General features: G+C 73.0%; 42 protein-coding genes. 37 read left to right on the top strand and 5 right to left on the bottom strand.

Features of this window, described 5'->3' with window-relative positions:
- The first annotated feature begins 882 nt into the window (after positions 1-882).
- The 32 genes from ACWEO5_RS02845 to ACWEO5_RS03000 all read left to right on the top strand — a co-directional run bounded on the left by ACWEO5_RS02845 (position 883) and on the right by ACWEO5_RS03000 (position 17,744).
- The gene (locus ACWEO5_RS02845) at positions 883-2,097 is read left to right on the top strand and encodes a hypothetical protein (protein WP_452159532.1); all 1,215 of its coding nucleotides are present in this window, start codon (positions 883-885) and stop codon (positions 2,095-2,097) included.
- Between the two features lie 73 nt (positions 2,098-2,170).
- On the top strand, positions 2,171-2,848 hold the full coding sequence (locus ACWEO5_RS02850; RefSeq protein ID WP_452159534.1) for a DciA family protein: 678 nt from the start codon (positions 2,171-2,173) through the stop codon (positions 2,846-2,848).
- Positions 2,849-2,888: 40 nt separating this feature from the next.
- Positions 2,889-3,176, top strand: a complete 288-nt coding sequence (locus tag ACWEO5_RS02855) for a hypothetical protein (protein ID WP_452159536.1) — start codon at positions 2,889-2,891, stop codon at positions 3,174-3,176.
- Positions 3,173-3,418 (top strand): hypothetical protein, encoded by a 246-nt coding sequence (locus ACWEO5_RS02860; RefSeq protein ID WP_452159538.1) that lies wholly within the window; start codon positions 3,173-3,175, stop codon positions 3,416-3,418. The genes ACWEO5_RS02855 and ACWEO5_RS02860 overlap by 4 nt, the downstream gene beginning before the upstream one ends.
- 122 nt (positions 3,419-3,540) lie before the next feature.
- Positions 3,541-3,822 carry a hypothetical protein gene (locus tag ACWEO5_RS02865; protein ID WP_452159540.1) on the top strand — a complete coding sequence of 94 codons (282 nt, stop codon included), beginning with the start codon at positions 3,541-3,543 and terminating at the stop codon, positions 3,820-3,822.
- Positions 3,823-4,121: 299 nt separating this feature from the next.
- The gene (locus ACWEO5_RS02870; protein ID WP_452159542.1) at positions 4,122-4,925 is read left to right on the top strand and encodes a ParA family protein; all 804 of its coding nucleotides are present in this window, start codon (positions 4,122-4,124) and stop codon (positions 4,923-4,925) included.
- Entirely contained in the window at positions 4,925-6,259 is a 1,335-nt protein-coding gene (locus ACWEO5_RS02875; protein ID WP_452159544.1) for a hypothetical protein, read from the top strand. The genes ACWEO5_RS02870 and ACWEO5_RS02875 overlap by 1 nt, the downstream gene beginning before the upstream one ends.
- Positions 6,260-6,728: 469 nt before the next feature.
- Entirely contained in the window at positions 6,729-7,130 is a 402-nt protein-coding gene (locus ACWEO5_RS02880; RefSeq protein ID WP_452159546.1) for a hypothetical protein, read from the top strand.
- A 233-nt stretch (positions 7,131-7,363) separates the two neighbouring features.
- Entirely contained in the window at positions 7,364-7,897 is a 534-nt protein-coding gene (locus ACWEO5_RS02885; protein ID WP_452159548.1) for a hypothetical protein, read from the top strand.
- Between the two features lie 125 nt (positions 7,898-8,022).
- Complete coding sequence (locus tag ACWEO5_RS02890) at positions 8,023-8,337, top strand: hypothetical protein (protein WP_452159550.1); 315 nt, start codon at positions 8,023-8,025, stop codon at positions 8,335-8,337.
- A gap of 295 nt (positions 8,338-8,632) precedes the next feature.
- The gene (locus ACWEO5_RS02895) at positions 8,633-8,872 is read left to right on the top strand and encodes a hypothetical protein (RefSeq protein ID WP_452159552.1); all 240 of its coding nucleotides are present in this window, start codon (positions 8,633-8,635) and stop codon (positions 8,870-8,872) included.
- Entirely contained in the window at positions 8,865-9,440 is a 576-nt protein-coding gene (locus ACWEO5_RS02900) for a hypothetical protein (protein WP_452159554.1), read from the top strand. The genes ACWEO5_RS02895 and ACWEO5_RS02900 overlap by 8 nt, the downstream gene beginning before the upstream one ends.
- Positions 9,437-9,928 carry a hypothetical protein gene (locus ACWEO5_RS02905; RefSeq protein WP_452159556.1) on the top strand — a complete coding sequence of 164 codons (492 nt, stop codon included), beginning with the start codon at positions 9,437-9,439 and terminating at the stop codon, positions 9,926-9,928. Before ACWEO5_RS02900 ends, ACWEO5_RS02905 begins: the two co-directional genes overlap by 4 nt.
- A 159-nt stretch (positions 9,929-10,087) precedes the next feature.
- On the top strand, positions 10,088-10,792 hold the full coding sequence (locus ACWEO5_RS02910) for a hypothetical protein (protein ID WP_452159558.1): 705 nt from the start codon (positions 10,088-10,090) through the stop codon (positions 10,790-10,792).
- A 106-nt stretch (positions 10,793-10,898) separates the two neighbouring features.
- Positions 10,899-11,153 (top strand): hypothetical protein, encoded by a 255-nt coding sequence (locus ACWEO5_RS02915; protein WP_452159560.1) that lies wholly within the window; start codon positions 10,899-10,901, stop codon positions 11,151-11,153.
- Positions 11,150-11,467: a hypothetical protein gene (locus tag ACWEO5_RS02920; RefSeq protein WP_452159561.1), complete on the top strand. Its 318-nt coding sequence runs from the start codon at positions 11,150-11,152 to the stop codon at positions 11,465-11,467. The genes ACWEO5_RS02915 and ACWEO5_RS02920 overlap by 4 nt, the downstream gene beginning before the upstream one ends.
- Before the next feature lie 137 nt (positions 11,468-11,604).
- The gene (locus ACWEO5_RS02925; protein ID WP_452159563.1) at positions 11,605-12,081 is read left to right on the top strand and encodes a hypothetical protein; all 477 of its coding nucleotides are present in this window, start codon (positions 11,605-11,607) and stop codon (positions 12,079-12,081) included.
- Positions 12,060-12,248 carry a hypothetical protein gene (locus tag ACWEO5_RS02930; protein ID WP_452159565.1) on the top strand — a complete coding sequence of 63 codons (189 nt, stop codon included), beginning with the start codon at positions 12,060-12,062 and terminating at the stop codon, positions 12,246-12,248. Before ACWEO5_RS02925 ends, ACWEO5_RS02930 begins: the two co-directional genes overlap by 22 nt.
- 71 nt (positions 12,249-12,319) lie before the next feature.
- Positions 12,320-12,517 (top strand): hypothetical protein, encoded by a 198-nt coding sequence (locus ACWEO5_RS02935; protein ID WP_452159567.1) that lies wholly within the window; start codon positions 12,320-12,322, stop codon positions 12,515-12,517.
- 72 nt (positions 12,518-12,589) lie between these two features.
- Positions 12,590-12,760: a hypothetical protein gene (locus tag ACWEO5_RS02940; protein WP_452159569.1), complete on the top strand. Its 171-nt coding sequence runs from the start codon at positions 12,590-12,592 to the stop codon at positions 12,758-12,760.
- A gap of 25 nt (positions 12,761-12,785) precedes the next feature.
- On the top strand, positions 12,786-13,205 hold the full coding sequence (locus ACWEO5_RS02945) for a hypothetical protein (RefSeq protein WP_452159571.1): 420 nt from the start codon (positions 12,786-12,788) through the stop codon (positions 13,203-13,205).
- Between the two features lie 62 nt (positions 13,206-13,267).
- Positions 13,268-14,068, top strand: a complete 801-nt coding sequence (locus ACWEO5_RS02950) for a hypothetical protein (RefSeq protein WP_452159573.1) — start codon at positions 13,268-13,270, stop codon at positions 14,066-14,068.
- A 65-nt stretch (positions 14,069-14,133) separates the two neighbouring features.
- Positions 14,134-14,493 (top strand): helix-turn-helix domain-containing protein, encoded by a 360-nt coding sequence (locus tag ACWEO5_RS02955; protein WP_452159575.1) that lies wholly within the window; start codon positions 14,134-14,136, stop codon positions 14,491-14,493.
- 23 nt (positions 14,494-14,516) lie between these two features.
- Complete coding sequence (locus tag ACWEO5_RS02960; RefSeq protein WP_452159576.1) at positions 14,517-14,783, top strand: hypothetical protein; 267 nt, start codon at positions 14,517-14,519, stop codon at positions 14,781-14,783.
- A gap of 3 nt (positions 14,784-14,786) precedes the next feature.
- Positions 14,787-15,251: a hypothetical protein gene (locus ACWEO5_RS02965; RefSeq protein ID WP_452159578.1), complete on the top strand. Its 465-nt coding sequence runs from the start codon at positions 14,787-14,789 to the stop codon at positions 15,249-15,251.
- Complete coding sequence (locus ACWEO5_RS02970) at positions 15,248-15,457, top strand: hypothetical protein (protein ID WP_452159580.1); 210 nt, start codon at positions 15,248-15,250, stop codon at positions 15,455-15,457. The genes ACWEO5_RS02965 and ACWEO5_RS02970 overlap by 4 nt, the downstream gene beginning before the upstream one ends.
- On the top strand, positions 15,454-16,233 hold the full coding sequence (locus ACWEO5_RS02975) for a hypothetical protein (protein WP_452159582.1): 780 nt from the start codon (positions 15,454-15,456) through the stop codon (positions 16,231-16,233). The genes ACWEO5_RS02970 and ACWEO5_RS02975 overlap by 4 nt, the downstream gene beginning before the upstream one ends.
- Before the next feature lie 47 nt (positions 16,234-16,280).
- A complete protein-coding gene (locus ACWEO5_RS02980; RefSeq protein ID WP_452159584.1) occupies positions 16,281-16,751 on the top strand; it encodes a hypothetical protein in 471 nt (156 codons plus the stop codon).
- A 57-nt stretch (positions 16,752-16,808) separates the two neighbouring features.
- Entirely contained in the window at positions 16,809-17,129 is a 321-nt protein-coding gene (locus ACWEO5_RS02985) for a hypothetical protein (RefSeq protein ID WP_452159586.1), read from the top strand.
- Positions 17,126-17,260 (top strand): hypothetical protein, encoded by a 135-nt coding sequence (locus tag ACWEO5_RS02990; protein WP_452159588.1) that lies wholly within the window; start codon positions 17,126-17,128, stop codon positions 17,258-17,260. The genes ACWEO5_RS02985 and ACWEO5_RS02990 overlap by 4 nt, the downstream gene beginning before the upstream one ends.
- Positions 17,257-17,502, top strand: a complete 246-nt coding sequence (locus ACWEO5_RS02995) for a hypothetical protein (RefSeq protein ID WP_452159590.1) — start codon at positions 17,257-17,259, stop codon at positions 17,500-17,502. The genes ACWEO5_RS02990 and ACWEO5_RS02995 overlap by 4 nt, the downstream gene beginning before the upstream one ends.
- Positions 17,499-17,744, top strand: a complete 246-nt coding sequence (locus ACWEO5_RS03000) for a DUF3307 domain-containing protein (protein WP_452159592.1) — start codon at positions 17,499-17,501, stop codon at positions 17,742-17,744. Before ACWEO5_RS02995 ends, ACWEO5_RS03000 begins: the two co-directional genes overlap by 4 nt.
- Before the next feature lie 76 nt (positions 17,745-17,820).
- Here ACWEO5_RS03000 and ACWEO5_RS03005 read toward each other — a convergent pair whose 3' ends face one another.
- From ACWEO5_RS03005 to ACWEO5_RS03015, 3 genes are all read right to left on the bottom strand, one after another.
- Positions 17,821-18,630 (bottom strand): ExeA family protein, encoded by an 810-nt coding sequence (locus ACWEO5_RS03005; RefSeq protein WP_452159594.1) that lies wholly within the window; start codon positions 18,628-18,630, stop codon positions 17,821-17,823.
- A gap of 36 nt (positions 18,631-18,666) precedes the next feature.
- Complete coding sequence (locus tag ACWEO5_RS03010) at positions 18,667-20,058, bottom strand: DDE-type integrase/transposase/recombinase (RefSeq protein WP_452159312.1); 1,392 nt, start codon at positions 20,056-20,058, stop codon at positions 18,667-18,669.
- Positions 20,059-20,153: 95 nt separating this feature from the next.
- Positions 20,154-20,528: a hypothetical protein gene (locus ACWEO5_RS03015; protein ID WP_452159314.1), complete on the bottom strand. Its 375-nt coding sequence runs from the start codon at positions 20,526-20,528 to the stop codon at positions 20,154-20,156.
- A gap of 587 nt (positions 20,529-21,115) precedes the next feature.
- Here ACWEO5_RS03015 and ACWEO5_RS03020 point away from each other — a divergent pair.
- From ACWEO5_RS03020 to ACWEO5_RS03040, 5 genes are all read left to right on the top strand, one after another.
- The gene (locus ACWEO5_RS03020) at positions 21,116-21,811 is read left to right on the top strand and encodes an AsnC family protein (RefSeq protein ID WP_452159596.1); all 696 of its coding nucleotides are present in this window, start codon (positions 21,116-21,118) and stop codon (positions 21,809-21,811) included.
- A gap of 36 nt (positions 21,812-21,847) precedes the next feature.
- Entirely contained in the window at positions 21,848-22,192 is a 345-nt protein-coding gene (locus ACWEO5_RS03025) for a hypothetical protein (protein WP_452159598.1), read from the top strand.
- A gap of 160 nt (positions 22,193-22,352) precedes the next feature.
- Positions 22,353-23,024, top strand: a complete 672-nt coding sequence (locus tag ACWEO5_RS03030; protein ID WP_452159600.1) for an AAA family ATPase — start codon at positions 22,353-22,355, stop codon at positions 23,022-23,024.
- A gap of 62 nt (positions 23,025-23,086) precedes the next feature.
- Positions 23,087-23,692, top strand: a complete 606-nt coding sequence (locus ACWEO5_RS03035) for a hypothetical protein (RefSeq protein WP_452159602.1) — start codon at positions 23,087-23,089, stop codon at positions 23,690-23,692.
- A 23-nt stretch (positions 23,693-23,715) separates the two neighbouring features.
- Positions 23,716-24,045: a hypothetical protein gene (locus tag ACWEO5_RS03040; RefSeq protein ID WP_452159604.1), complete on the top strand. Its 330-nt coding sequence runs from the start codon at positions 23,716-23,718 to the stop codon at positions 24,043-24,045.
- Positions 24,046-24,194: 149 nt separating this feature from the next.
- Here ACWEO5_RS03040 and ACWEO5_RS03045 read toward each other — a convergent pair whose 3' ends face one another.
- Positions 24,195-24,938 (bottom strand): hypothetical protein, encoded by a 744-nt coding sequence (locus tag ACWEO5_RS03045; RefSeq protein ID WP_452159606.1) that lies wholly within the window; start codon positions 24,936-24,938, stop codon positions 24,195-24,197.
- A 309-nt stretch (positions 24,939-25,247) separates the two neighbouring features.
- Complete coding sequence (locus ACWEO5_RS03050) at positions 25,248-25,859, bottom strand: hypothetical protein (RefSeq protein ID WP_452159608.1); 612 nt, start codon at positions 25,857-25,859, stop codon at positions 25,248-25,250.
- Positions 25,860-26,244 lie beyond the last annotated feature (385 nt).

The following is a 26,244-nucleotide window of genomic DNA, read 5'->3' on the forward strand; positions in this document are numbered from 1 at the left end:
CTTCGCGGCCTTGACGCGGTACGCTGGCGCTCACGGTGGCTACTACACACCGTGAACTGCTCCAGAGCGGTTCTGACAAAACGAAAAATTGGGGCCCTGACTTCCCCCAGGCGTTGGCGCGCCTTGGTAGTGGAGGAACGGACCCCATTGACAACCGTGAGGCGGTCGTCATGGACGATGGTACCCGTGCACCCCGGTGCACCGCTAGGCAGACCCACCGGCGCGGCGTGACGATCACACCGCTGACGCCTGGTGGGTTTTCGTGTGCCCGGGGCCTGTTGGGCCACCGACCCCGCCCGGAGCGCACCGGCATCTGCCCGATGACCGTCCTGACGACCGTGTTTACCGCGGTAAATTCCGCGTCTCGCTCGGGGCGCGGTTCTGCTTCCCTGGCCCGGCTCCGGGCGCAGGGCACCAACGGCCTGTCGGGGGAGATGGCGATGACGTAGCGATCACTGGGCGGGGGTCACCCTCTTCGGGTCCACCCGCCCTGGCCGCCTCGCACTCGCCCAGGTGTTACCAGCACCTGGGGCTCCGGCGGCCCTGTTCTTCCGCGTTGCGCACCGGCTACCAACCGGCACTCTCCGCGGAGTCTCGTACGGCCCGGCTACCACCCCGGCCCCTGCGAGACGCGTTCACCGCCCCTGAACCGGGCGGCTTCCTTCGGATTCACCATTCCAGACCACACGGGGCGCTCTGGCGTTCCCAGGAGGAACTGAACCCATGATGCACGAGCGTCGTGCGCTCTGCCACATTGACGTGCCGTCAGGTGCGCGTTTCAGCCTCAATGTGGCCAGCGCCACACCCCGAGCCACCGTCGTTATCGAACGCCCGAGCGAGTCGAGGCGGGTCGAACGGACCAGCACCCGGTCCACCGCGGTGGTGTCCCTCCCCCGCCCCTCCGCCGCTTCGTGGCGGCCGGACCTCGCCGAGACCGTCGCCGGGACCGCCTCCCGCCGCAGCGCGCCGCGCCGCTGGCTGCAGGCGCTGCACCGCGCCCTGGAGGCCGGCCTGCTGCCGGGCGCCACCGCGGTGACCGTGACGGTGGCCGAGGACCTCGCTGGCCGGATGGACTTCGGCACCGGGCACGTGCGCTACCGGCTGGACGTCGTCACCGCGCGCACCGGCCTGGGCCGCTCCACCGTCGCCAAGCACACCGCGCTGCTGCGCCGGGCCGGCTGGCTGGCCTGGGCCCAGCACGGGTCGCTGCGCAACGCGCGCCGCGAGGCGGGCCTGGAGGGCTACGCGCCGACCGCCGCGGTGTACGCCGCGACGATCCCGCCCGCCTTCGACGAGCTGGTGGGCAACGTGCTGGAGGGCTCCGGGTACGAGGCCCGGGTCGTGGGCGTGACGGAGGACAGCCGCGTCCGGCAGGTCGAGCAGGCCGCCGAGCGTGCCGTCCTCAAGGCTGCTGCCGCGCCCGCCCCGCAGGCCCCGTGGACCCCTTCCCTCAGGGTGATTGAGGAAGAGGGTCAGGTTCAGGTGAGTGGGGGGTTTTCAGCTACCGCGCAAGCGCGGCAGCGAAAGCGCTGCACCGTCCTGGGGAAGACCGTCACCCGGGACGCGATCGTCCGGGCCAAGAAGGTCGCCGCCTGGGTGCGGCCCCTGGTCAACTGGCTCCAGCGGGCCACCCGCCGCCAGCTGTCGTGGGTGCTGCTCGATCCGGTCCTCGAGGGCTGGGACGACTACCGGATCCTGCGCTGGCTGCAGGCGCAGAGCCCGCTGGGCACGTGGACGCCTGCCTGGCCGCACCGGGCGGTGGCCGCCGCGCTGCGCACCGACCGGGCCGTCGACGAGCGGGCCGCCCTGATCGAGGCCCGCGAGCAGGCCCAGGCCGTCCTGGAGCAGCACCGCGACGAGCGCCTCGCCCTGGAGAAGCTCTTTGGCCTGGACACCGTGGAGCCGGGGCTGCAGTGCGCGCCGCGTACCGCGGAGGACCGTCGCCAGGCCCGGCTGTACGCGCTGTACGACCTGGCCCTGGTTGCGGAGCACATCGACGAGTTCGGCCTGGACGACGCCATCGACCTGTACGGCGCCCGGCTGTGTGCCGACGCCGCCTACCACCACCGCATCCCGATCGGAGCCCAGGCATGGTGATCAACCGTCAGGACACGGCCCCGCCGTCGGCCCGCACCGCGGTCCGCTCCCGCTACGGCGAAGGCGGTGCGCGGTGAGCGCCAGCGGGCTGGACCTGGCCCGCGTCGCCCTGGCCGCGGCCAAGGCCGCCGCGCGCAAGAACGGCGCCGGCGGGGCTGCGAAGCGGCCGGCCAAGCGCAGCGGGGCCGGGCGGCCGCGGGGGATGGGCCGCGATCCCGTCTCGCTCGGCGACGCGCTGGCCGCCGTCAGCCAGGACCGCGGCTGGCAGGACGGCACCCGGGTCGGCTCCCTGCTGGACCGGTGGACGCAGCTGGTGCCCGACGACATGGCCCGTGCCGCCGTCCCCGAGCGCTTCGACCAGGAGCGCCGCATCCTGCACCTGCGCCCGGTGTCGCAGGCCGCCGCGTCGATGCTCCGCTGGAAGGCCCGCGAACTGGCTGCCCAGATCAACACCTCGCTCGGGGCGCAGGCCGTCGCCGCGGTGAACGTCCTGTCGGTGAAGAGCAACCCGAGCGGCTGGAGCAGCCCGGTCCGTGACGCTCCGGCAGGCGCCTCCGCGGCCAAGACCTCTGGGTACGTGCCCGGGCTCCGGGTCGGCTGCGGTGCGCCGATGCCGCAGGAGCTGAAGGCCTGGCTCGCCGGGCGTCGAGCCGAGCGCGAGCAGCGGCCCGTCGATGAGGCCCGGGCCCAGCTCGCCGATCGCGTCCAGCACCGCGGTGAGGCGCACCGCGCGTTCGGCCCGGACGTCTGAACCCTGCCCGCCCTGCCGCCTGATCCCCTACGGAGACCGCATGCCCGAACGCGCCCAGCCGTGCCTGCTGCACGCCGACATCCACCCGATGAGCGACGGATGCCGGGCCGTCGTCGTCGCCTACAACCGCCAGCACCCGCAGCCCTTCACCGCCACCGCCCGCCGCGACTACCTCACCGCCGTCGAGCAGGCCATGGCCGACGAGGAACGAGCCCTGCTCGACGACCACACCCGCCGACACCTCGCGGCCGCGCCCCACCCGGCGCCCGCCGCCCCCTGCCCGCCGACCGCCCCGGTCGGCACCGACCACCTGGAGCAAGCCGCATGAGCACCCCCGCCATCACCACCACCGCCGCCGCCCCGGCCGCCCCGCCCGTCTCCGCGGACCCGCGCGTCGGGCCGCTGCTCGACCTCGTCCAGTCGCTGTTCGCCGCGCTCAGCGACGTCGGCACCAACTTCTCCGCCGCGATCCCCGACCCTGTCACCCGCCGCAAGGTCCTCACCCACGCCGAGGACAACACCCGGCTGTGCCGCGACCGCCTCAACACGCTCCTCGCCAAGACGCCCTGACCCCCAGCCACCGCACCACCGCATCCACGGGCCCGCCGACCACCCGGTCGCGGGCCTTCGCCATGCCCTGGGGGTGATTGCCCGGCAATCACCCCCAGGGCAGCCGCCCGTTCGGAGACCCCGTGATCGACCTGATCTGCGCCGCCTTGTTCGCCGCCATCATCACCGGCACCGCCGCCGCCACCCGCACCGGAGCGCGCCGCATCGCCCAGCACCTGCGTGACTTCCCCGGCACCCTCGTCGTCGGCGCCGGCAACGGCTCCTTCGTCGCCCTCGGCGTGTGGGCCCTGTCCTTGCCGTTCGACGTCCACCAGCCCCCGTTACGACTCGCCGTCGACGGCTGCGCCTGGGCGCTGCTCCACGTCGTCCTGGAGACCGCCGAGCATCCGGCCCGGCACCGGTGAAGCCGGGTCAGGACGGCCGGAGAATTTACCGCGGTAAATTTCGGGGCCGCAGGACAGGCCAGGGCGAGGTCCCGCGCGGCCCGGCAGCGCCAGCCCGGCGTCGGGCACGCCGGAATTTACCGCGGTAAATTCCGGGAGCCACGCGTAGACCGGCACAACGCTGGCGGGTCGGTGACCTGCCCAGACGATCATCTGGGATGCTGTCTCAGTTCCGTGCGCCCGGGGTTGCCCTGTGAGGCCGCGGAGTCCGAAGTACCAGGCCATGGAGCCTGGGAAGTCCACGGATGGAGAGAGCCACCATGGCATTCGTCTACGTCGTCCTGAACCGCAAGGGCGGCATCGGCAAGAGCACGATGACCGTCAACTTCGCGGCCACCACCGCAGCAGCGCTGGTCTCCAACGACAAAGACCCAGAAACCGGCGAGCAGCAGATCGCGCCCGTTGCCGCCGTCTCGATCGACCCCCAGGGCTCCAGCGCCTGGTGGGCCAATCGGGTCGGCGACGACCTCCCCTTCGTGTTCGCCGAGGCCTACGACGACCTCGACAGTCTCCAGCAGCTGCGCGCCACCGAGGCGGTCGAGTACGTCATCATCGACACCCCCGGCTGGACCGACCCCGCCGCCCGCGCGGACACCGCCGGCGACCCGCTCGGCGAAGGAGCGGTCGCTGACGCGATCCGGGCCGCGCTCGACAACGCGCACCACATCATCGTCCCGATCGAGACCGAGCCCCTCGGCTGGATCCCGACGCTGGAGACCATCGAGCAGGTCGTCAAGCCGCGCGGCATCCCCTTCACCGTCGTCGTCTCCAACTGGGACCCCCGCGACGGCAAGGCGTGCTGGAAGGACACCCGGAAGTTCGTCCGGGACAACGGCTGGCCCCTGGCCAACACCGTCATCCGCCACTACCGCCTCCACACCGACGCGGCCGCCCGCGGTGAAGTCGTCACCCAGTACAAGAGGAGCCGGATCGGGCAGGAGTGCCTGCAGGACTTCACCGACCTCGCCCTGGAGATGCAGCTGATCGTCGCCAGGATCCAGCGCAACGGCTGGATCCCCGTCCAGGCCAACAGCGAGCAGGCCGGCATCGAGGTGTCCGCCTGATGAGCAGCTCCCGCCGCGTCGCCATGAGCACCCTGGTGGGGGGAACGGCCAAGGCCAAGGTGGAAGCCGAAGGTGCGGACTCCGGCGACCAGCAGACGGGCCGCCTGATCTACGTCAAGACCGACCGGCTGCTCCCGAACCCGCACAACCCCCGCGACGCCATCGGCGACCTCGAGGACCTCAAGTCGATCGCCGAGATCCAGCGGCAGAGCCTCCTCATCGTCACCAGGGCCGCCTACCTCAAGCTCTACCCCGCCGAGAGCGAGGCCTTGCGCGGCATCGACTACGTCGTCGTCAACGGCTGCCGCCGCCACGCCGCAGCGGTCAAGTGGGGCCGCCCGCAGCTCGCCTGCGCGGTCAACGACACCGTGGCCAAGACCAAGGCGTCCCTCGCCCGCGCCGCGTACGACGAGAACGTCGAGCGCCGCGACTTCGACCCCATCGAAGACGCCAAGGCCGTCATGAAGGTTGTCGCCGAGTACCCGACCGCGAAGGAAGCTGCCGCGGCCGAGGGCTGGAGCGAGGGGTGGATCTCGCAGCGCAAGAGCCTGCTGCGCCTGCACCCCGAGGTCCAGGACCTCGTCCGCCTCCACAGCCACACCGGTGGCAAGGAGGGCATCGCGATCCGTTCCGCCCGCAAGCTCGCCGCCGTCAAGGGCATCGAGGCGATGAGCAGCGCCGAGCAGCTCGCCGAGCTGGAGCGGATCGAAGGCGAAGCCGCCGCGAAGAAGGGCGAAGCCGCCGCGCGCAAGGCCGCGCTGAAGCAGGACCAGCAGGGCGCAGCCGCCAACTCCCGCCCGCCCGCGTCCGGGCCCGCCCCGGGCGGAGAGGGGACGGGAGAATTTACCGCGGTAAATTCCGGGGCCCCGGCGCCCGCCCCTGCACCGGTACCCACCGCGAGTGAGGAACGCGGCGTGGTCCCGGGAGCGAGCGCAGCAGCGGCGGCGGCGGCGACGGCAGGCCCGGACACGCCCGCTGCGGGGCCCGCGGAATTTACCGCGGTAAATTCCGGCGGCCGCCCGGATCCCGCCGCGGGTGCCGGAGACGAGCCGGCCCCGGCGGCCGACACCCGCGAGAGCGCCCAGCGGCCCGGAGCAGCCCAGGAGTCCGGCCCGGAATTTACCGCGGTAAATTCCGGGGCCCCGGCCGACGGGTCCGCGGTGCCGGGACAGCGCGACGAGCCCCAGCCCACCAGCCCCGCGGAGGGTGTGGACTGGCACAACGTCGACGCCTTCGCGGAGGCCATCCTCAAGCGACTCAGCCACGAGGAGGCGTACAAGCTCGCTGACGCGATCGCCAGCCGCGTCCGCGAGGCGGTGAGCGCAAAGGCCTGACCGGCCGCCAGCAACCAGGGCCCCGTACCGCTTGCCCGGCGGTACGGGGCCCTGGCGCTTTCCGCGCGACGGGCTGGCCGCATATGCCATTCGAGAAGGTCTCGTGCTGATTGCCCGGGCTCTCTGTCCGGGTACGCAAGCCAGTGTCTACAATCGCCGCACCAGGCGGGACTGTGATCGTGCGGTTCCACTGGTCACGGCCCTGCGGGGCTGTGGAGGGGGCCTTCACCGACCAGCACGCCTCACCGTGCGCTGGCCGACCAGCACATCATCCGACCCCGGCCCGGTGTGCTTTCGGTCACGGATCGGCAGAGCCCAGCCACGATACGCCCACACACGCGGGTTGGTCGGGCAAACGCTGGCCCCCAGCAGCACGGCACGGCAATCTGATCACCAGAGCCCGACGGATACCGGCACCGCCGACGCTCTGTAGCGCCCCCCTCCCGAGCCGGACGAGCGGAGACACGCCATGCCCGCCTCTGCGCCGCACGCGTTCGGCGATGAGCACGCCGCACCCGTCGCCGACGTCATCGATTTCGCTTCCCGCCGCGCCGCCCAGCGCCGCCAGGAGCCATGCGCCCCGCTGGCTGCGGGACGGCCTACGGACGAGGAGATCGCCGCCGCCGAGGCCTGGCAGGCAGCGCTGGCGAAGCACGGGGCGAGCCTGGACGACCCGGTGGTGCGCGCTGCGCTGGCCGGCGTCGCCGACTTGATGGAGCGCATGGTGATCGGTGCTCGCAGGCTGCGGGAGTCCGGGGCGGACGAGGGCCTGGACGAGGTCGGCGCGAGGCTGATGGCGAACCTGGTCGCGGACCTGCGCGGTACTGCGGCGACGGTGGACGCGCTGCGGGAGACCGCGGAGGAGTGCTGAGCGCAGGCCCGCCAGCGGCAGCGGCGGGCGGGCGGGTTGCGGCGGGTTCCGCACCGCGCGCGGTAACGGCGGGGTAACAACTGTAGCGAGACGGTCCGGTGTTGCGTCTGGTACCTGACTGTCTGTGCTGCTGCGTGCCATGATGTGGGCCACCCCATCCACTTCAGCTCCGGGCGCGCTCCCTGTGCACCACCCTGTGCGCCCCCTGGGCGCCGAGGGCAAGCGGGAAGCAGATGAGCGCGCGCACGTACGGGATCCTCCAAGTCCTCTCCGCTGAAGCGGGCCTGACCGATGGTGCGCTGCGCAGACGGCAGAGCGAACTGCCCGACCGGCGCCCGACGCGCACCGGCGGTGCCTCCCCGTACGACCTGGGCCTGTACTCCCTCGCCCAGGACCACGAGCAGGAGCTCACCGAGTACATCGAGCACCACGGCGGCGCCGGTGCGATGGGGCAGATCGGCAACGTGTACACGAAGGCGGTCGAGATCGCCGACCGTGCCGGTGGCGAGGCCGCCTTCGAACTGCAGGTGCTCCAGGTCGTCGAGGAGCTCAAGGCGGCGCTGGCCACCGGGGCGGGGGTGCGGGCTGTGGCCGCGGTGTCCTGCCCCGGCTGCGAGTGCTGGAGCCTGGTCCCCGCCCGCGGTCCGCTCGGCGGCTGGCGGGCCGCCTGCGCGAACCTGCACTGCGCGGAGGACGACTCCTACCGCACCTGGAGCCTGCGCCGCATCGCCGAGCACCACGTCCGCAGCGCCGCCCGGGCGGCCTGAGCCCGGGCCCGGCCGGCCGCGTCAGGGCAGCCGGCCGCCCACCCCCGATCCCGTCGACCTGCCACCCAGCGAACCCTCACCGGCCGGTCCCCTTGCCGCGCCGGACCTGCCGACAGGACCCGCACATGAAAGCTCGTCAGCCGGCCGACAGCGCCGTCGGCCCCCGCAGTCCTTCCCCGAAACCGGTCGCCTCCCCGGCCGCCCCGGGCGAGGTCGACCAGCAGCCCCCGCGGGACCTGGTCACCTGGGCCCAGTTCGCCGAGGAGATGAAGCGCACGCCGTACCCGGTCGACCGCCGGGCGCTGCAGCGGCACTTCGAGCGGGCGGGCAAGAGGGCGTGGATGGTGCCGGGCCAGCGCGGCTGGCTGGTCTCCCGCTCGGACGCGCTCGAGGTCCATCGCGATTTCGTGCTCTCCCGGCAGCAGGCCGTCGTGGCCTGACGGCCCGTCCGGCCGCCGCGTGCTTTCTCTCGGCGGCCGGGGGCCGTATCAGCGCAGGGCCCGTTCCGTTTCGGCGGGGCGGGCCCTTTCGCATGCCCAGACCCACTTAACGTATTGCATCTGCAATACGTTGGGTTCTATGGTGGAACCCGTACCCCACCGGCCCGCAGCCGGGCCCCCGGGTGCCCCTGCGCCCCGGGCCGGACAGCACATCCCCCTTGAGCCCGGTCGGGCGCGCGGTGAAGACCACCCGTGCGCCCGACCGGCACCAGCCCCGCAGAACAGGAGCCCGGACATGACCACCCCCGACCCCGTCCCCGTCCCGCCGCCGATCGCCCTCGCGGACCTGGCCGCCGAACTCGGCACCACCCCCATCGACCTCGCCGCCCGCGTCACCGCCCTCATCCACCAGCACGGCCGCACCGCGGTCATCCACACCCCCGGCACCACCAACCGGCGCACCCTGCTGCAGCCCGGCGCCGCGGACCTCCTGCGCTCCACCGCGCACGACGACCCCCGCCCCGCCCGTGCCTGAGCCGCACCCGGCCGGTCCGGACGGCCCCGCCGTCGACGAGCCCGCGGTGCCTGCCGGGGCCGGCGCCGCCGCGGAGGGCACCGCGGCAGACGGGGCCGGGGCAGACGGGGCCGACACGGCAGGGTCGCCCGGCCCGCTGCGTTTCTACGTCGAACTCCCGCCCGGGCTCGAGCTGCTGAACGCCAACCAGCGTCTGCACCGGATGCAGAAGGCCAAGCTGATCAGCGCCCTGCGCGAGGCCGCCCGCGTCGCTGCCGGGGTCGCCTGCGTCCCCGCGCTCCAGCGCGCCCACGTCTTCTACATCGTCCGCCCCGACGGCCCGCGCCGCCGCCGCGACCCCGGCAACTGGGCCCCGGCGGCCAAGGCGGCCGTGGACGGGCTCATCGACGCCGGAGTGCTGCCCGACGACAACTCCACCCGCCTCCTGGGCCCCGACCCCCGCCTCGGCGCCCCCACCCCCGGCACCCAGCTCGTCCTCGTCATCACCGACCTCACCCGCGTCCCCGCCCCCTACCTGAACGCCTTCGACCCCACCCGCCAACTCACCCCGAACGGACACCGGTCATGACCACCACCTCCTCCGCCGCCATCACCCTCCACGCGGAGACCCTCTACACCCGCACCCGCCCCATCCCCGGCACCCACCTCGTGTGGACCGGCCCCTACGACGGCACCACCCCCGTCCTCCACCTGCGCGGCTACCGCTACCTTGCCCGCGACCTCTTCTTCCAGGAGCACCACGGCCGCCAGCCGGTCGGCGGCGTCACCACCTCCTGCGACGACACCCGCTGCGTCGCCCCCCACCACCTCCTCGACCTCGGCCTGCGCAACGCGGCCGCCGTCGACCCCGTCCTCGCCTACCTCATGCTCGGCCTCGGCGTCCCCTCCAGCCGCAAGTCCACCGATCCGCGACAGCGCCTCCTGGACGAGGAGATCCCCACCGGTACCGTCCGCGACTGGGACCCCGCCAAGGGCGAGATCACCCCCGAACAGGCCTCCCTCAACCGCCGCCGCCTCGAGGAATCCCTCTCCCCCGCCCGCCGCCGCGCCGCCTGACCTTCCATCACCCCACCCACGGGCCCGGCCGGAAGGCGACACCGCCCGCCGCAAGCCGCCGGCCCCGGCCACCGGAGCAGCCCCACCGGCCCGCCGCACCCACACCGCGGTGCCCCGGACCGCCACACCCCGCCTGCCGACCACGTCGAGGAGGAACCCGTGCCCACCGCCCACGACAAGGCCGCCGTCATCGAGATGGCCGCATCCGGCGCCACCACCGCCGACATCGTCCGCGCCCTGCCCCTCGGCAGGGACACCGTCCGCCGGATCCGCAACACCACCGGCCACCCGGCCGCCCCCGCCCGCACGCAACCGCTCACCCTCGAAGAGGCATGGAAAGCCCGCACCCGCCCGGTCGACAACGGCCACCTGGAATGGACCGGCAGCTGCCACCACAGCGGCACCCCCGTGATGCGCTACTCCGGCGAGAGGTACACCGCCGCCCGCATCGCCTACCGCATCGAACACGGCACCGACCCGGTCGGCCGCGCTGTCCCCGCCTGCGGCAGAGCGCACTGCGTCGCACCGGCCCACCTCGCCGACAGCGCCGCCGGGCGGCCTCAGGCCAGCCCCGGGGCCCGGTACGCCACCGTCGAGGAGAAGCTCGCCGCCCTGACCCGGCCGCTCGAGGGCGACCACACCCAGTGGACCGGGCCCGTCAAGAGCGACGGCACCCTGATGCTGCCCTGGCGAGGCCGCTGCCTGATGCCGCCCCGCCTCGTCTTCGCCGCCCACTACGGCCGCGAACCCCAAGGACACGTCACCGTCGCCTGCGGCATCCCGCACTGCCTGACCGGCAGCCACCTCGACGACGCCCTCACCCGCGCCGCGCACCGCGCCGCCTACGCCGCGCTCGGCCTCTGACCCGTACCACCGCCAGCCACCCGCCGCCGTCCGGCTGCTGCGCCGCGCACCGCCAGCCCGCTCGGCACCGGTTCGCCCGGCGCGGGCCCGCCCGAAGGGCGCCACCGTGACCACCACCCGTCCCGCCCCGCCCACCGCCCGGGCCCAGCCCGCCCCTGCCGCCTCCGCCGCGCCCGCGCGCCGTCTCGGCGCCCCGGCCCCGCGCAGCGCCCGTTGCGGGCAGTGGCTGCCCGCCGACGGCCGCCACTGCCATCTGCCCGCCCGCCTCTACCCCGCGGGCTGGCTCTGCACCGGCCACAGCCCCGCCGCCCAAGCCGGCGCGGACGAGCCGCCCACCAGCCTTCTGGAGCCACGCCGATGACCGCCACCACCCTCCATCTCCCGCACGCCGCCGCGACCCCGGTCACCGTCGACGCCGACACCGTGGCGCCCGGCATCCTCGTCCACCGCTGGCCCGACCCGACCCACCCCTGGCGCATCGTCCACCACAGCGGCCTCGTCATCGGCCACGCCCCCAGCGAGGCCGCCGCCCGCCGCGGTGCCGCACTCATCGCGCCTCTGGCGGACTGGACCCGCAGCCCCGCCGAACTCGCCACCGTCACCGGCCTCGACCAGGTCGAGGTCCAGGAACTGCTGCGGCGTGCCGGGTGCCGCATCGCCACCTCAACCGGCTGACACCACGAGGCGGCCGGGCGCGGCGGGGTAAGCCACTAACCCTTAACGTATTGCAGATGCAATACGTTAAGGGTTAGTGTTCTCCCACGGCCTTTCCGCGGCCGCTGACACCACCAGGCGACCGCCGAGGAGCACCCATGAACCTCACCCACATCCGCACCGAGAACGGCGTCCCGACCCTGATCACCAGCCAGGAAGCCATCGACGAAGTGAACTCCGCCAGCAACGGTCCCCTGCGCAAGGACGTCCCCAGCATGTCCACCTCCCGCCACGGTGCGACCCTCCACTACCGCGACAGCCGGGGCACCGTCGACATCCGCCCGGCCACCCCGGAGGAGATCGAGACGCTGACCGCCAAGCAGGCTGAGGAGCAACCGGAGACCACCACCGACGGCCGCCGCATCATCACCGTCAAGGGCAAGCGCTACGTCGTCTCGGACGTGCGATACAGCCAGACCGCCACCTCCCCGGCGTGCGTCGATTACTGGTCCGAGCGCAACGGCCGAGCCTTCGGGCCCACGCGGTGGGCGGGCACCGAGCACGCGCACAAGACCGGGACCGTCGCTGCTGCGATCTGGGCGGAGGTGACTCGATGGCCGACGACCCGTGGCTGACCGGCCTGCCCGTCGCGGCCCCGGCCAGTTCCGGGGCCGCGGGGCCCGGCGATCCCGAACCCTGCTGGCGCTGTGACCACACCCCGGCCACCACCCGCTGCCGGATCTGCCAGCGCCCGCTGTGCACCGACTGCCGCATCGACCACTACCACGAGGGCTGGGAGTAGCTCCCTGCCACCTGGAGCGCCAGCTCCTCACCGCCTACACGCCGCACACCACCGCCGCCTAGGAGCGCCCGATGGACCGTCCGCTCACGTCCGCCGAGTTGAACGCCATGTTCGACGCCACCGACAACGCCGCTCTCGCCCGCGAGGAAGCCGAACTCCGACGCGAGGAGCGTGCCACCAAGTGCCCAGGGGTCGGCGAGTACGGCCACGGCCTCACCGGCCGGATCGTCCACTGGGGCTGCTGCGGCGACGGACCCGCCATCTCCTAACCCCACCGACCGCCTGGGGCGGTGCTGCCCCGTGCCGCCGCCCCAGGCCACCAACCACCCGAGGAGCCCGCGTTGATCGTCTGCCCGCACCCCGACTGCGACGACCCCGGCATGAACGACTTCGAAGTCGAGACCCTGTACGGCCTCACCGGGCCCCGCATGTACGTGACCTGCCCGAACGAGCACCGCTTCGAGGTCGGCGTCTTCCCCGGCAACCTCGCGCAGGACCAGCCCGCCGCCTGACGGCCACCACCCCCGGAGACCCGCGATGACCGACACCCAGCCCGCCCCGACCCCCGACATCGACGCCATCCAGGCCCGCCACGACAACGCCACCTCCGGCACCTGGTACCTCCAGCCCCGCTACGGCCCGGACTTCGTCGCCGCCGAATCCTCCGGCTACGAGCACGGCATCGGCACCCTCGACTTCGGCGTGGGCGACCAGGCCGATGCCGACCGCGAGTTCGTCCTCAACGCCCACACCGACATGGGCAAGCTGATCGCCCGCATCCGGGACCTGGAAGCCGAACACGACCGGCTGCAAGCCCAGCTCGCCGACCGTGCCGCCGAGAACCGGCAGATCCGCACCGAAGCCGCCCACGCCGCCCGACTCCTCCAAACCGACCCCGACGGCGCCCGCCACATCCTCACCCACCTCGCCCCCGCCCCGGTCCGCGGCGACCGCTGACACACCACCACACACCCGCCAGGCCACGCCCACCACCCGCCACATACCCCACGGAGTATCCAATGACCACCCGCCACGTCGTCATGTGGTCCGGCGGCATCACCAGCTGGGCCACCGCCCGCCACGTCATCAACCAGCACGGCACGGCCAGCACCACCCTCCTGTTCGCCGACACCCACGCCGAAGACGACGACCTCCACCGCTTCAACCACGAGGCCAGCACCCAGCTCGGCGTACCGCTCACCGTCGTCACCGACCCCCGCAAGCGCGACCCCTGGCAGGTGTTCGAGGACAAGAGCTGGGTCGGCAACACCCGCATCGCCCAGTGCTCCCACGCCCTCAAGCAAGACCCCTGCCGCGCCTGGCTGGCCGACAACACCGACCCTGCCGACACCGTCCTGTACGTCGGCATCGACTGGACCGAGACCCACCGCCTGCCCGCCATCACCAACGGCTGGCACCCCTGGACCGTCCAGGCCCCACTCACCCGGCCGCCCTACCTCGACAAGCAGGCCCTGCTCGCCGAACTGGAGGCGCTCGGCATCCGCCGGCCCCGCCTCTACCGTCTCGGCTTCGAGCACAACAACTGCGGCGGCGCCTGCGTCAAGGGCGGCCAGGCCCAGTGGCTGCGCCTGCGCGAGGTCTTCCCCGACCGGTACGCCAAGGCCGAGGCGTTCGAGGAGCGGATGCGCGCCAAGCTCGGCAAGGACGTCAGCATCCTGCGCGACCGCACCGGCGGCACCACCAAGCCCCTGACCCTCGCCGAGCTCCGGCGCCGCGCCGAAACCGCCCGCCACACCCAGCCCTCGCTGCTCGACTTCGACGACTGGGGCGGCTGCGGCTGCTTCACCGACGCCGCCTGACACCCTCCCGCGGCCGCGCACCCCACGCGGCCGCACCACCACCGACACCCGCCAGGAGCCCCGCCATGGACACCGCCCCCGGCCCCCTCGACATCGACCCCGTCGCCATCAACCTCGTCCTCCACGGCCACCACCCCCTCCCCGCCCTCACCCGCGACGAACAGCACTACGCCGCCCAACTCCTTCGCGACACCGGCATCACCTGCACCGCTATCGCCCGCCGCCTCGGCGTCGCCCCCACCACCATCCGCCAATGGACCCACCCCGGCCCCCGACAGCCCCGCCACCCGCAGCCCTGCCCGTCCCGTGCCGCCTACCGCCGCCACCTCGCCGCCGGCGAAACCTGCCCCGCCTGCCGAGCCGCGAACGCCGCCGCCGACCAGCGCTACCGCCACACCGGCACCACCCTCGCCACCGCCGCCTGACCACACCAGACCAGGAGACCACCATGGCCACCTTCGCCCCCGAGGCACAGCGCCACTACGACGAGCTGACACACGTCCTCCAGAACGCGCTCCCCACCGATCCCGCCGACGACGCGATCGGCCTCCTCGACGCCCTGTTGTCCGCGCACTGGGAGCAGACCCGCGACGAGGCGCTCGCCGAGGCCCGGGCCCGGGTCGAGAAGCTGTCGACCGCGAACGACGGCCAGCTCATCGCCGCTACCCGCGAGCAGATCCTCAACGCCATCACCCGCACCGGCCAGAAGGGCTGAGACATGACCACCAGCGCCGAGTGGGTGCGCGCCACCTACCACGTCCCCGCCAAGCGCGGCGGACGCGTCGCCTACGCCGGCGACCCTGCCAAGGGACGCCAGTACGGCACCATCACCAGCTTCCGCGGGCCGTACGTCCGCATCCGCCTCGACGGCGAGAAGCACGCCCTGCCGTTCCACCCGACCTGGGAGCTGGAGTACCTACCCCGCTGGACCTCCCGGCCCCTGACCGCCGACAACCTGTGGACGGTGCTCCAGGAGACCGACGACCGCGGCCTGTACTTCGCGAAGCCGCACTACGCCCCGGCCCCGGCCGACGCGACGATGCCGCTGTCCACGGTGATCGACGGGCTGACGATCCAGCAGCACCGCGGCGGCGAGCGGACGGTGGCGTACTTCGGCGACCGGCTCGTGCTGGACATGTGCGACGTCTGGTCGATCGAGCGGGCCCCGGCGGCCGCCCGGTGAGCGCGCCCGAGCAGCAGGCCGACCGGTCCGCACTCGCCGCCCGCGCGAAGGCCGCCGCCAACCTCACCCGACGCCCCGACCTGCGCGACGCCGGACCGCCCCACAGCAGCGTTCTGTGCCTCGCCGAGGACTGGCTCTGCCGCTACCCGGCCGACGACGGCCACCCCGTCCACGTCCCCTACGTCGAAGGCGAGTACCTGCGATGAGCACCCAGCCCGAGCAGCAGGCCACCGACCCGCGCAAGCCCGCCTGGGACGCCGTCTTCGCCTACATCCGCACCCTGCCCCGCGAGAGCCACCGGCCCGACGTGGTCGAGCGCAACGCCATGATCTGGCGGGGCGTCAACGCCGCGCTCGTTGCCCTCGGCTACCCGGGCGAGTACGAGCAGGCCGCGCCCGAGCAGCCCGAACTCCACCAGCGGCTGGCCGACGCGCTACAGGGCATGGACGCCATGACGTGGCTCGGGACCAGAACGGGCATTCGCGACCACGACGAGCGCATCACCCAGCGCGAGTTGGCAGCCCGCCTTACCGCCGCGCTGCAGCCCGAGCTGGCCGAGCTGGCCGCCCTCCGCGGGCAGCTCGCCCTCCACCGCGACGCCCTGCAACGCGCCGAGGCACTCAGGCGCTCCACGCTCGCCGCCGCCACCCGGGCCGAGTCCGACGCCAACCAGCTCCGCGAACAGCTCACCGCCGCCCAGGACGAGAACGCCCGGCTCCGCGGCGACCTGGCCGTGGCCGAAAGCGCACGGGACGCCACAGCCGACGCCGCACACCAAGCCCTCTACCACCACGGCAACCTCGGCCCCTGCCCGTACCCGAACACCTGCCCCGCGTTCCAGTGCGGCCCGGCATGCAGCGAGCAGCACACCTACGACGGCTGCTGCCAGCTCAGCCCCGCCCCGGCCGCAGAGTGCCCGCTCCCGTCGGCCACCTGCGTCCAGCGCCAGTGCGCCAAGGCCGCCGCCCGGCCGACCACCTGACCACCCGGCCGCCCCACCCGGGGCGGCCCAACCACCCGGAGCACACCGTGACCAACCCGACCCGCGTCTTCACCCTCCAGCGCGACCACGACATCACCGGCATCAGCGGCACCGGCACCGTCGCCCACGGCGTCCAGTGGCCCGACGGCACCGTCACCCTCCGCTGGACCGGCCCCCGACCCTCCACCGTCCACTGGAACAGCATCGACGACGTCATCGCCATCAACGGCCACGGCGGCGCGACCCGCATCATCTGGGCCGTCGAACCGATCATGACCGTCCCCGACGGCCTCGACACCAACCCCAACGCCACCAGTGGCTACACCGACGGCTGCCCCCGCTGCCCCGACGGCCACCGCCCCTCCGCGTCCGGCACCTGGGGCGCCCACGTCCTCCAGCCCAGGCCCGACGCGGCGCCCGGCTCCTACCCGATGACCATCGTCGTCCAGCGTCCGGCCGGTGAGCACGTCTCCGACGCCGACGCCGCGTGGGTCCGCGCCCGCCTCAACCAGTTCTGACCGTCCGCCCGTCCCCGGCCGCCGGCCCGCGCGGCGGCCCCCACCCCGGAGCCCGACATGCAGCAGCCCACCGTCCGCAGCCACCTGTGTACCGGCCCGTCGTGCTGGACCTGCGGCGAACCCGACCAGATCCGACACCTCCGCCAACACCACGTCATGCCCGCCCTCGCCGCGCTCCGCCGAGAGCGCCCCGACGCCGACCACCACACCCTCGCCCAGACCGCGGTGCGCGCCATCCGGCCCACTCTGATGCGCGGGCTGGAAGCCGACAACCTGCTGCGTGAAGTCCTCGCCCACGCCGACGGTAAGTGGTCGCCGCCCGGCGGGCTCGCCGAGATCGCCGGGCACATCCGCGCCCACCTGGAGGCCGCCGAGTGAGCGCCGTCGACTACGTCCTCGCCGCCCTGACCGCCGCCGTGTCCCTCGCGCTCACCCTCATCCTCTGCCGCGGCGCCGCCCTCGGCGACCACGAACCCGATCTCGCCATCCCCGAGGAGCCGCAGTCGTGACCCCCGAACAGACCCTCGCCGCCGCCGAGCACCTTCTCAGCCCCTACATGCCGATCGACGACGGCCGCCTGGCCGAGGCCCTCGCCGAGTGGTTGAAGGCCGCTGCCGCCCGCGAACGCGCCAACGAGATGGCCGCCGCCCGCGTCTACACCACCCCCGCCGAGCAGACTGCCTGGCTCGACGACCACCGCGACCACCACGCCCTCGCTGTCGCCCACCAGATCCTCGGAGACCAGCCGTGACCGCTCTGACCGTCCTCGGTGTCCTCCTCGCCCACCTCGCGGGCGACTACCTGCTGCAGTCCGACTGGATGGCCGCCGAGAAGACGAAGCGCTGGTGGCCAGCCTGGGCTCACGCCCTCACCTACGGCCTGCCCTACGTCACTGTCACCCGTTCCGTCCCGGCGCTCGCGGTCATCGTGGTGTTGCCCGACGCTGAAAATCCCCATGAAGCGGGCGTTCACGATGCCGACGTCGTGAGGTGAGAACACCCCGCCGGGAGGGGTTCCGGCGGGGTGTTCGTCGCGAAGTGTCGTCGTTCGTCGGCAAGGTGCCGGTCGGTCAGTCGATCACCTCGCTGACCGCTGAGCGGGCCGATGCCTCGTCGACGAGGCTCTTGCCGGCCGCGAACGCGGCGACGAGCGACTGGAGCGACAGGTTGTTGACCGCCCGCGGGAAGCCGCGCGAGGTGGTGTGGATCAAGGAGACGGCGTCCTCGGTGAACAGCTGGTCCGGGCGCCCGACGAGCTTCAGGTGATGGGAGATGGAGCTGGCCGTCTCGCTGGAGGTCATCCCAGGCATCGTGTAACGGAGGGCAGTGCGTTGTTCGAGAGCGGCCAGGACCGCGAGCTTCATGGTCCGGCGGAGGGTCGGCTGGCCGACCAGCAGGCAGGACAGGGGCGACTCCTGGTCCATGCCGTGGTTGGTGAGCATCCTCACCGCCTCCAGGGCCTCGTAGGCCAGCAGGTGGGCCTCGTCCAGGACGAGGACCGGGGTGCGTCCGCGCTCCTCGCGTTCGGACATCAGGGCCTTGGTGGCCTGGACCATCAGGCGCGAGCCGAGGTGGGCGGGGGTCTGGCCGAAGGCGTTGACGATCTCCTCGTGGATGCCGCGGACGCCGATCATCGGGTTCGGCAGGTAGATGATCGTGAACTTCGACGGGTCGAGGCCGGCCAGCGCGGTGCGGACGGAGACGGTCTTGCCGGCGCCGACCTCGCCGGTCACCACGCCGATGGACCGCTCGGTGACGCACCAGCTGATGCGGGCGACCGCCTCGTTGTGGGAGGCGTGCCGATGGAGCATGCCGGGGGCAAGGTCGCGGCCGAACGGGGTCTTGCTGAAGCCGTAGTGGGCCTGCAGTTTCTCGATCACGCTGATCCTCAGTGGATGAAGTGGCTGGTCAAGGGGCTATTCGGGGTCGGCCGCGAGGTCGATGACCGGCGGGGCGGTCGCCCAGCCGAACGCGGCGTAGTTGACCTTGTCGGCGAGTTCGGCCGAGTGCCGGGTGTCGATCAGGCCGAGGTAGTCGATGCCGGTGGTCGGCTTCGGCTCCTCCGCGGGGACCTCGGGGCGGGCCTTGGGGTGGGAGTGGCGGCTGATCTGGAACGGCAGCGCGGTGCCCGCGTCCAGGCCCTCGGAGCGCACCCGCAGGAAGGTCAGGTCGAACGGGTCGAAGACCAGCTCGATGCGGCGCCCGACCAGGACCGGGTCGACCTGGTAGCGGTTGCCGTGCAGCGAGACCAGGCCGGTCTTGGAGACGGTGCGGTGCTCGGACCAGCGGAAGGCTTCCGCGAGGTCGGCCGGGGCCGGGACCGGGAACGGGGCGCCGGCCATCCACCGGGCGAGGGGGGCCATGGCGGTCTCGGAGTGGACGCGGCGGTGGTAGACGTTCTCGACCCAGGCCGTGAACAGGCGGTTCATCTCCGCCAGGTCCCGCAGCTCGCGGCCTGGCTCGCCGTCGCCGGAGGCGATCTCGACGGTGAACTCGCCGTTGACGGTGCGGAAGAACCGTTCGATCTTGCCCCGGCCCTGCGGTCGTCCCGGCGCGGAGTGCACCAGCTTGATCCCGAGCTTCGCGCATGCCTTGAGCAGCCAGGAGTCCACGAACGCCGAGCCGTTGTCGACGTAGACGTACTCGGGGACGCCGCGCGCGGCCAGCGCCGGACGAAGCGCCGCGGCCAGGCGGACGGTGTCCTCCGCGAAGCCCCAGCGGTGCCCGACGACGGCCCGGGAGTGGTCGTCGACGAACGCGAACAGGTAGGTCTTGCGGCCGCCGATCCTGGGCCCGTGCAGGGCGTCGCCGGTCCAGATCTCGTTCGGCCGGTCGGCCTCGAACCGGCCGAAGACGGCCGGCTCCTTCGGGGCCTTCAGGCTGGTCAGGCCCTCGCGGACGAACATCCGCTGGATCGTGCGCTCGTCCGGCGCCCAGCCGTGCTGGGCCGACAGGATCCGGCGGATCTGCGCGGCCGACCGGGACGGGTTCTCCTTCTTCAAGGCCCGGGCGACCTCGAACACCTCGGGCGGGGTGCGGGGCTGGGACTGGCGGGTGGAGGGGACCAGGGCGTCGAAGCCGCCCCGGCGCCACTCCGATATCCACCGGTCCAGCGTCCAGCGGGTGATCCAGACGGTCCGTCCCTCGGGGTCGGTGTGCGGGACGCCGGCGAGAGCGCGCACCAGCGCGCCGCGCTGGCGGCCGGTCAGGGTCGGATCGGCTGCCTCCCGGATCAGCATGTAGCGGAACAGGCCGATCTGCATCGCCCGTTCCGCGCGTGTTGCCTGGTCAGTGTCGGTGTTCGTCAACGCGCGCTTCCTGATGGGTCATCACATGACAGGTCCTGCGAAGGCTCGCAGGACCCGCCGCTCGAACATCAGGGGCGGCTCGTGTTGATCGTTGATCAAGGACGGGAAGGGGCCAGCAGCCTCCCGCCGGTGACCGCGCAGGCCAGCCACCAGGGCGACACCTCGCCGACGTCCGGCCAGCGCGAGGCGACCGCCGAACGCGCCCCGAACACCGCCGCGACCGCGTCCGCGAACGGCGTCGCCGCGGCCGCCGGCGGCACCGGATCGAGGCCGGTGTCCACCAGCAGCACCGTGAAGGCGACCCGGACCTCCTCGGCCTGGCCGGCGAAGCGCCGCAACCAGCCGCGGACCGTCTCCACCGGCCGCCCGATCACCTGGGCGATCACCCTCGCCCCGGCCCCGGCCGCCTTCGCCGCCAGCGCGGCCCCGATCACCTCCGCCAGATCCGCCCTCCTGACCAGCACGAACACCGGAAGAAGGACATGCGAGACGCCGCAGCCCACGCACCGAGTCCGCCTCGGCCGCACCTCCACCCGCCCCGACCCGGTCCGCAGGACCCGTGACCGGGCCCACCCCCAAGGAGCCAGCAAATCCCCGCAATCCGGGCACGCCAACTCAGAGTTGGCAAGTCGCCCCTCGACCTCAACCGCGTTCGCCCCTACCGTGAGCACAGCGCCTCCGCGCGCTACACGGCCCTCCCGGGCGACTCCGCCAAAAGACAACCGGGAGGGCCTTCGCATGCCCTTCGTCGGCAAGGTGCCGCCCCAAACGAACCTGGGGCCCTCCCGGACATGCTCCGAATCTGATCGGCGCACATCATGCCCCCAAACCGCCGCTCTCGTCGGCATCTTGAGAGTCGTTCAACAACCGGGAAGGCCAAGTTCTACGCCCTCACGGACTTCGGCATGAACGGCGCCTACGCCCTCGACCAGGCATGGCACCACGGCTGGGAGACCTTCGCCGCCGCCATCGCCGCCGGCGGCGCCCGCTGACCACCCCTCACCCCGGCCCGGGACCCACCAGCCCCGGGCCCACCCCCAGAAAGGCACAGCCCACCATGACCCGCATCGACCGCCCCCGTGCCGAGGAGACGCTCACCCCCTCCCGGCCCGGCCTCGTGCCCAGCTCGGTCAGCGGCCCCACCGCCTACTGGCCCGACGGCCTCACCACCTACACCCTGCGCTTCCGCGGCGGCCACACCACCTGGGTGATCGCCGACGAGGCCGACACCATCCTCGCCACCGTCAACGACCTCCACAGCGGCACCGAGGTCGACAAAGGCGCGCTCCAGCACCGGCTGCGCGACGTCAGGCGCCTGATGACCCGCCTGACCGCGATCGAGGAAGAGCTGGTGCTCTACGCCCGCGAGGCCGGACCGGACGGCGAGGCCCGCCTGTCCTGGCGCGAGATCGGCGAGGAACTCGGCACCCACTTCACCACCGTCCGCGAGCGCCACAAGCGCGTCGCCTCCGGCCAGGGCTCCCACTACCGCACCTGGCTGGTCCAGCACACCCCCCGCGAGCAGATGTACCCGACCGCCGACGGACAGCCCGCAGTCCCGCCGAAGGCCTCCGACGTGGCCCCGGAGACCGAGCTGCCCGCCGCCGCGCACGACACCAACGTCTACGACTTCCCCGGCCGCGAGGACATGGTCATCGCCCGCTGCACCTGCGGGTGGAACGGCACCCCGACCGCCAACACGGTCACCGCCGGCCTCGACGGCAAGGCCCACCGCGACGGCGCCGACTCCTGATCCAGCCCGTCCGCGCCCCGACCAGGAAGGAACCTCATGCCCAGCACCCGCCAGCCCGACCCGTTCGAGGAGATGCGCACCGCCGCAGCCATCGTCCTCATGGGCCTCGACCGGCTGCGCGCCGCCGCCACCGACAGCGCCGACCTCGCCCCGCACGCCGAGGCCCTGCGCCTGATCCACGACCACGCCGACCGCGACCGCAGCATCCTGGGCGCCCTCGGCGAGCTGCTCGGCACCCTCGCCACCTCGCTCACCGAGTCCGAGCTGGACGACGTGCAGACCGCCAGCGAATACCTTGACGACGCCGCCGGCACCGTCGAGGGCACTGCAGCCAAGCACGTCGACCGAGCCCGCACCCTGATCGCCCCGCACCTGCCCTGACCCCCACCGCAGCGCCCGGCCGCCACCACGCGGCGGGCGCTGCGGCAACCAGCCCTCCCGCAACCCCGGGACGCGGGGAAGAAGTCCGGGCCGCCTCACCCGCCCCGCAGTTCCGGGACTACGCAGTCCCGGAACCCCTCGCCGACGAACGGACACACCGATGACCATCACCGCGCCGACCGCCCACATCACCTACCAGCACGAGAACCTCACCCCCGCCACCGTCACCAACCCGCGCAAGGAGACCTTCGGCTGGCGCTGCTCCGCCCAGGGCTGCCGCGTCGGCATGGACTACTACACTGACAAACGGGCCTCCCTCAAGGACGCCGCCGACCACGAGCAGCGCCAGGCCCTCGCCCTCTTCCCCACCGGCACCCTCATCACCGCCATCGGCCCGGCCGGCTCCGGCAAGTCCCGCTTCGCCGCCACCTTCCCCCGCCCCTGGGTGATCAGCCTCGACACCCTGCGCGAGCAGATCTCCGACGACGCCGGCGACCAGGCCAGCACGGCCGAGGCCGTCCAGCTCCAGGACCTGCTGCTCGACGCCCGGCTGCGCCGCGGCCTGACTATCCTGCTGGACAGCACGAACTGTGAGGCCGCGATCAGGGCCCGCCTGATCGAGCGCGCCCACCGGTACGGCCGGAGCGTGGTGGCCGTCGTCTTCTCGACCCCGCTGGAGACCTGCGAGGCCCGCAATGCCCGGCGCGAGGGCAGCCGCCGTGTCCCCCTCGACGTCCTGCGCTGGCAGCACCAGCAGACGCAGCTGGCCATCCCCCGGCTCCGCGACGAGGGCTTCACCGACGTGCGGATTGCCGGACCGCACCCGTCCTGACGCACACCATCGCCCCCGGCATCACGGCATTGCGCAGTCCCGGAACAGAAAGAGAGGACCCCATGACCACCAGCCAGCCGGCCATCTGGGTCGCGTGGAGCGGCAACGACAGCGGCGCCCCCAGCGCCCTCTACACCGACAAGGACACCGCCCAGCACCTGATCACGCAGTCCTACTGCGATCAGATGGACCTCGACCCCGACGACAACGACCTCACCTGGGAGACCACCGGCAGCGGCGACACCGAGCTGCTCGAACTCCTCGATGCCGGGGAGAGCACCGACATCCTCGTCAGCCCGTACCGGCTCCTCGGCCCCGTCACCACCGCGAAGCCGACCACCACCTTGCCCACGACGGTGACCGGCCCGTTCCCCACCCCGCAGGTCGCCTACGCCACCGCACCCGGCATCGAGGACGAGCGCCAGCACATCGTCTGGGCCACCCGCCGATTCGCCACCGCCCCGGCCAGCGAAAAGCGCGAGTTCCTGCTCCGCCGTGCGGCGATGTCCGACCGGGAGTCCCTCCGGATCGGCGACCGCGACCCCCGCGTGGAGACCGCCGCCCACCTCGCCGCCCTCAAGCTGACCGCGCACGACCAGGTCGTGACCGACAACCTCCGCGGCTACGTGCGCCAGCAGTACCAGGCCTGGCACCCCACCACCCGCTAGCGACGAAGTAGAGGAGAGACACCATGGCTTTGTTCGGCCGCAAGCTTCCGCCGACCCCGGAGGAGCAGTACGCCGCCCAGATGGCCCCGGCCCGCGCCGAGACCGCCCGGGACGCCTACGCCGCGCACGACGGGGAGGCCCGGGCGGCGCAGATGACTGTCGACGTCTACAGCCGTCCCGGCCGCTGGTACTCCGACCCCGAGCGGGCCGCCAAGGCCGCCAAGCAGCGGGACCAGCACACCGCCCAGGCCGCCGACCACCTGGCCGAGTACCGGCGCCAGGCGGCCCTGATCCCGCCGCCCGAGCCGGAGAAGAAGCCGGGCTTCATCACCCGCCGATTCCTCGGCCTCTAGACACCACCCGGCAACGGCCCAGTCCGCCATGCCCGGGACGACGCGGGGAGGGGGACCCAGTACCGGTCCTACCCGATCTCGGGACCCCGTGACTGCGCCAAAACAGTGGGGCCCCCGGCATAGCCAGGAGCCCCACTGCTGTCAGCTCATCAGGCCGCCGTAACCGCCATCTGCGTCAGCAGGAACCACAACCGGTCCGCCGAGCCCGGCGACCAGGACGGCCGCAGCTCCATCGTGGCCGGGTCCAGGTCACCTCTCCACTCCCGCACCCGCGACGGCAGGTCCCCACGGAACACCGTCGCGGGCCCGGTCCGCCCCGCGCCCGGCGTCGCCAGCTCGACCGGGCAGCCGAGCTTCTCCAGCCGCTCCAGGACACCTCGCCACGCCTCGCGGTCCCAGACCACCCTGCGGCGGCCGGACAGCGCCTTCTGCACCTTCTCCGCCCCCTCGGCGGGCTCCATGGCGCCCTCGGGTACACCGGCCGCACGCGGCCCGGCCAGGCGCACCAGCACATCCACCAGGCGCCTGCCCCGGCCGTCGACCGCGTGGACCCGGGCCGCCAGCGGCGGCCGGCGCCGCCCCGACTCCGTCAACGGCGCCTCCACCACGGTCACCCACACCAGCGCGCTCGCCTCGTCCGCCAGCAGCCCAGCCGCCCACCGCGCATGCCCTTCCCGGGCCCTGGCCAGCTCCTCCTGCCGCTCCCGCACCCGGGCGACCCGGTGGCACATCAGGCACAGGGGTTGGCCGTCCCGCTCGGTCAGCGGGTGCTGCGAGATGGCCCCGCACTCCTCGCAGCACCGCACCACCGCCGTACGCCGAGCCGCCGCCGACGCCAGCTGACCACCCGTCGCCTTCGTGGGCACCGACTCCGCGACCGCGTACAGGGCCACCTCGTCCCGCTTCCCCCGCCAGTCCCGGCACCGCACCCATGACCGCACCGGACCACCCGGCTCCCTCGGCAGATCCGCGTTCGCCAACTGGGTCCGCGACGCCAGCAACCCGCCCGGCACCGCACCCCACCAGCTGTACGACGCCTTCCAGCGCGCCTCCCCACCCTGCTGCCCACCTGCCTGCTGCCCCGTCATCCCGCCACCTCCACAGCGACCTGACGGCAACCCAGCGTTGCCGTCCTTGAACGGCGAGGGTAGACCCTGACGACCCATCATGCAACCATCACTAGGCCGCTGACCTGCTAAGTCTTAGTTTGCAAACCGCTCTCGCATGTCCTTCGCCGCCTCCAGGCCACGCCGCAGACCACCCCGCCACACATCACCCACCGTCGTCACCTGCGCTGCCAACCGCTCGTACTCCTCCAGCTCACCGCTGCGCCCCGGCACGATGCCCGGGTTGGCGTCCCGCCAGTCCCTGAGCGCCCCGATCGCCTTCGCCGACGTGTGCCAGCAGGCCCCGCGGACCTGGCGGGCCAGCGGGGCCGACAGCCGCAGCGGCACCGCCTCGGGATACGCCCCGCCCCTCGATCCCGGCCACCGCCCCGGGTCCAGCGCCTCCTCCGGCACCGTCGGCCACCGCCGCTCCCACCCGCGGGCCCGCAGCTCCTCCCGGATCCCGAGCACCGCCAACCGGTCGACGCTGTCGAGGAGTTCGCCCTCCTCGCGGAGCCGGGCCAGCTCGGTGCGCCACGCGGCGCGCATCGCCGCGGCATCCCGCCGGCTCAGCCCCTTCACGCTCCACCGCTCATCAGCCGCCAGCTCCTTCCTGTGCTCGCGCTGCCACTCCAGCTCGGCCTTCAGCAGCACCCTCGTGCCGAACGGCACTTTCGCCGTCACCGCGGCCGTTCCTCGCTTATCCATGCCGCACATGATGGCAGTTCCTAGGTTGCAAACTTGGGTGCGCCGCATCCGCCCGAAGTCGACGCGGGGAGGGGGTCCCGGGCGATCGGCGCGAAGCGCCCGCGTCCGAAGCGACCACCCGCCAATCCGCCTCCGCAGGCCAAGGCCGGCCCGCCTTGTCGGCCAGGCCGAGGACACTTCGATCGCCGCGTCGGCGCGCAGCGCCGACGATCAGTCCCATGCAACCCCACCCCCGGACCCCCGAGTTGACGATGCATCAGGAACGCGGGAGAAGGGAGGCGCAACGCGCCGACCCAGCGGTGCGGGGCGCGGCGCGCCCCGATACCCGCTCCGCGTTCCTGATGCATCGTCAACTCGGGGGTCCGGGGGTGGGGTTGCATGGGAC

It is taken from the genome of Kitasatospora sp. NPDC004272, from assembly GCF_053603035.1.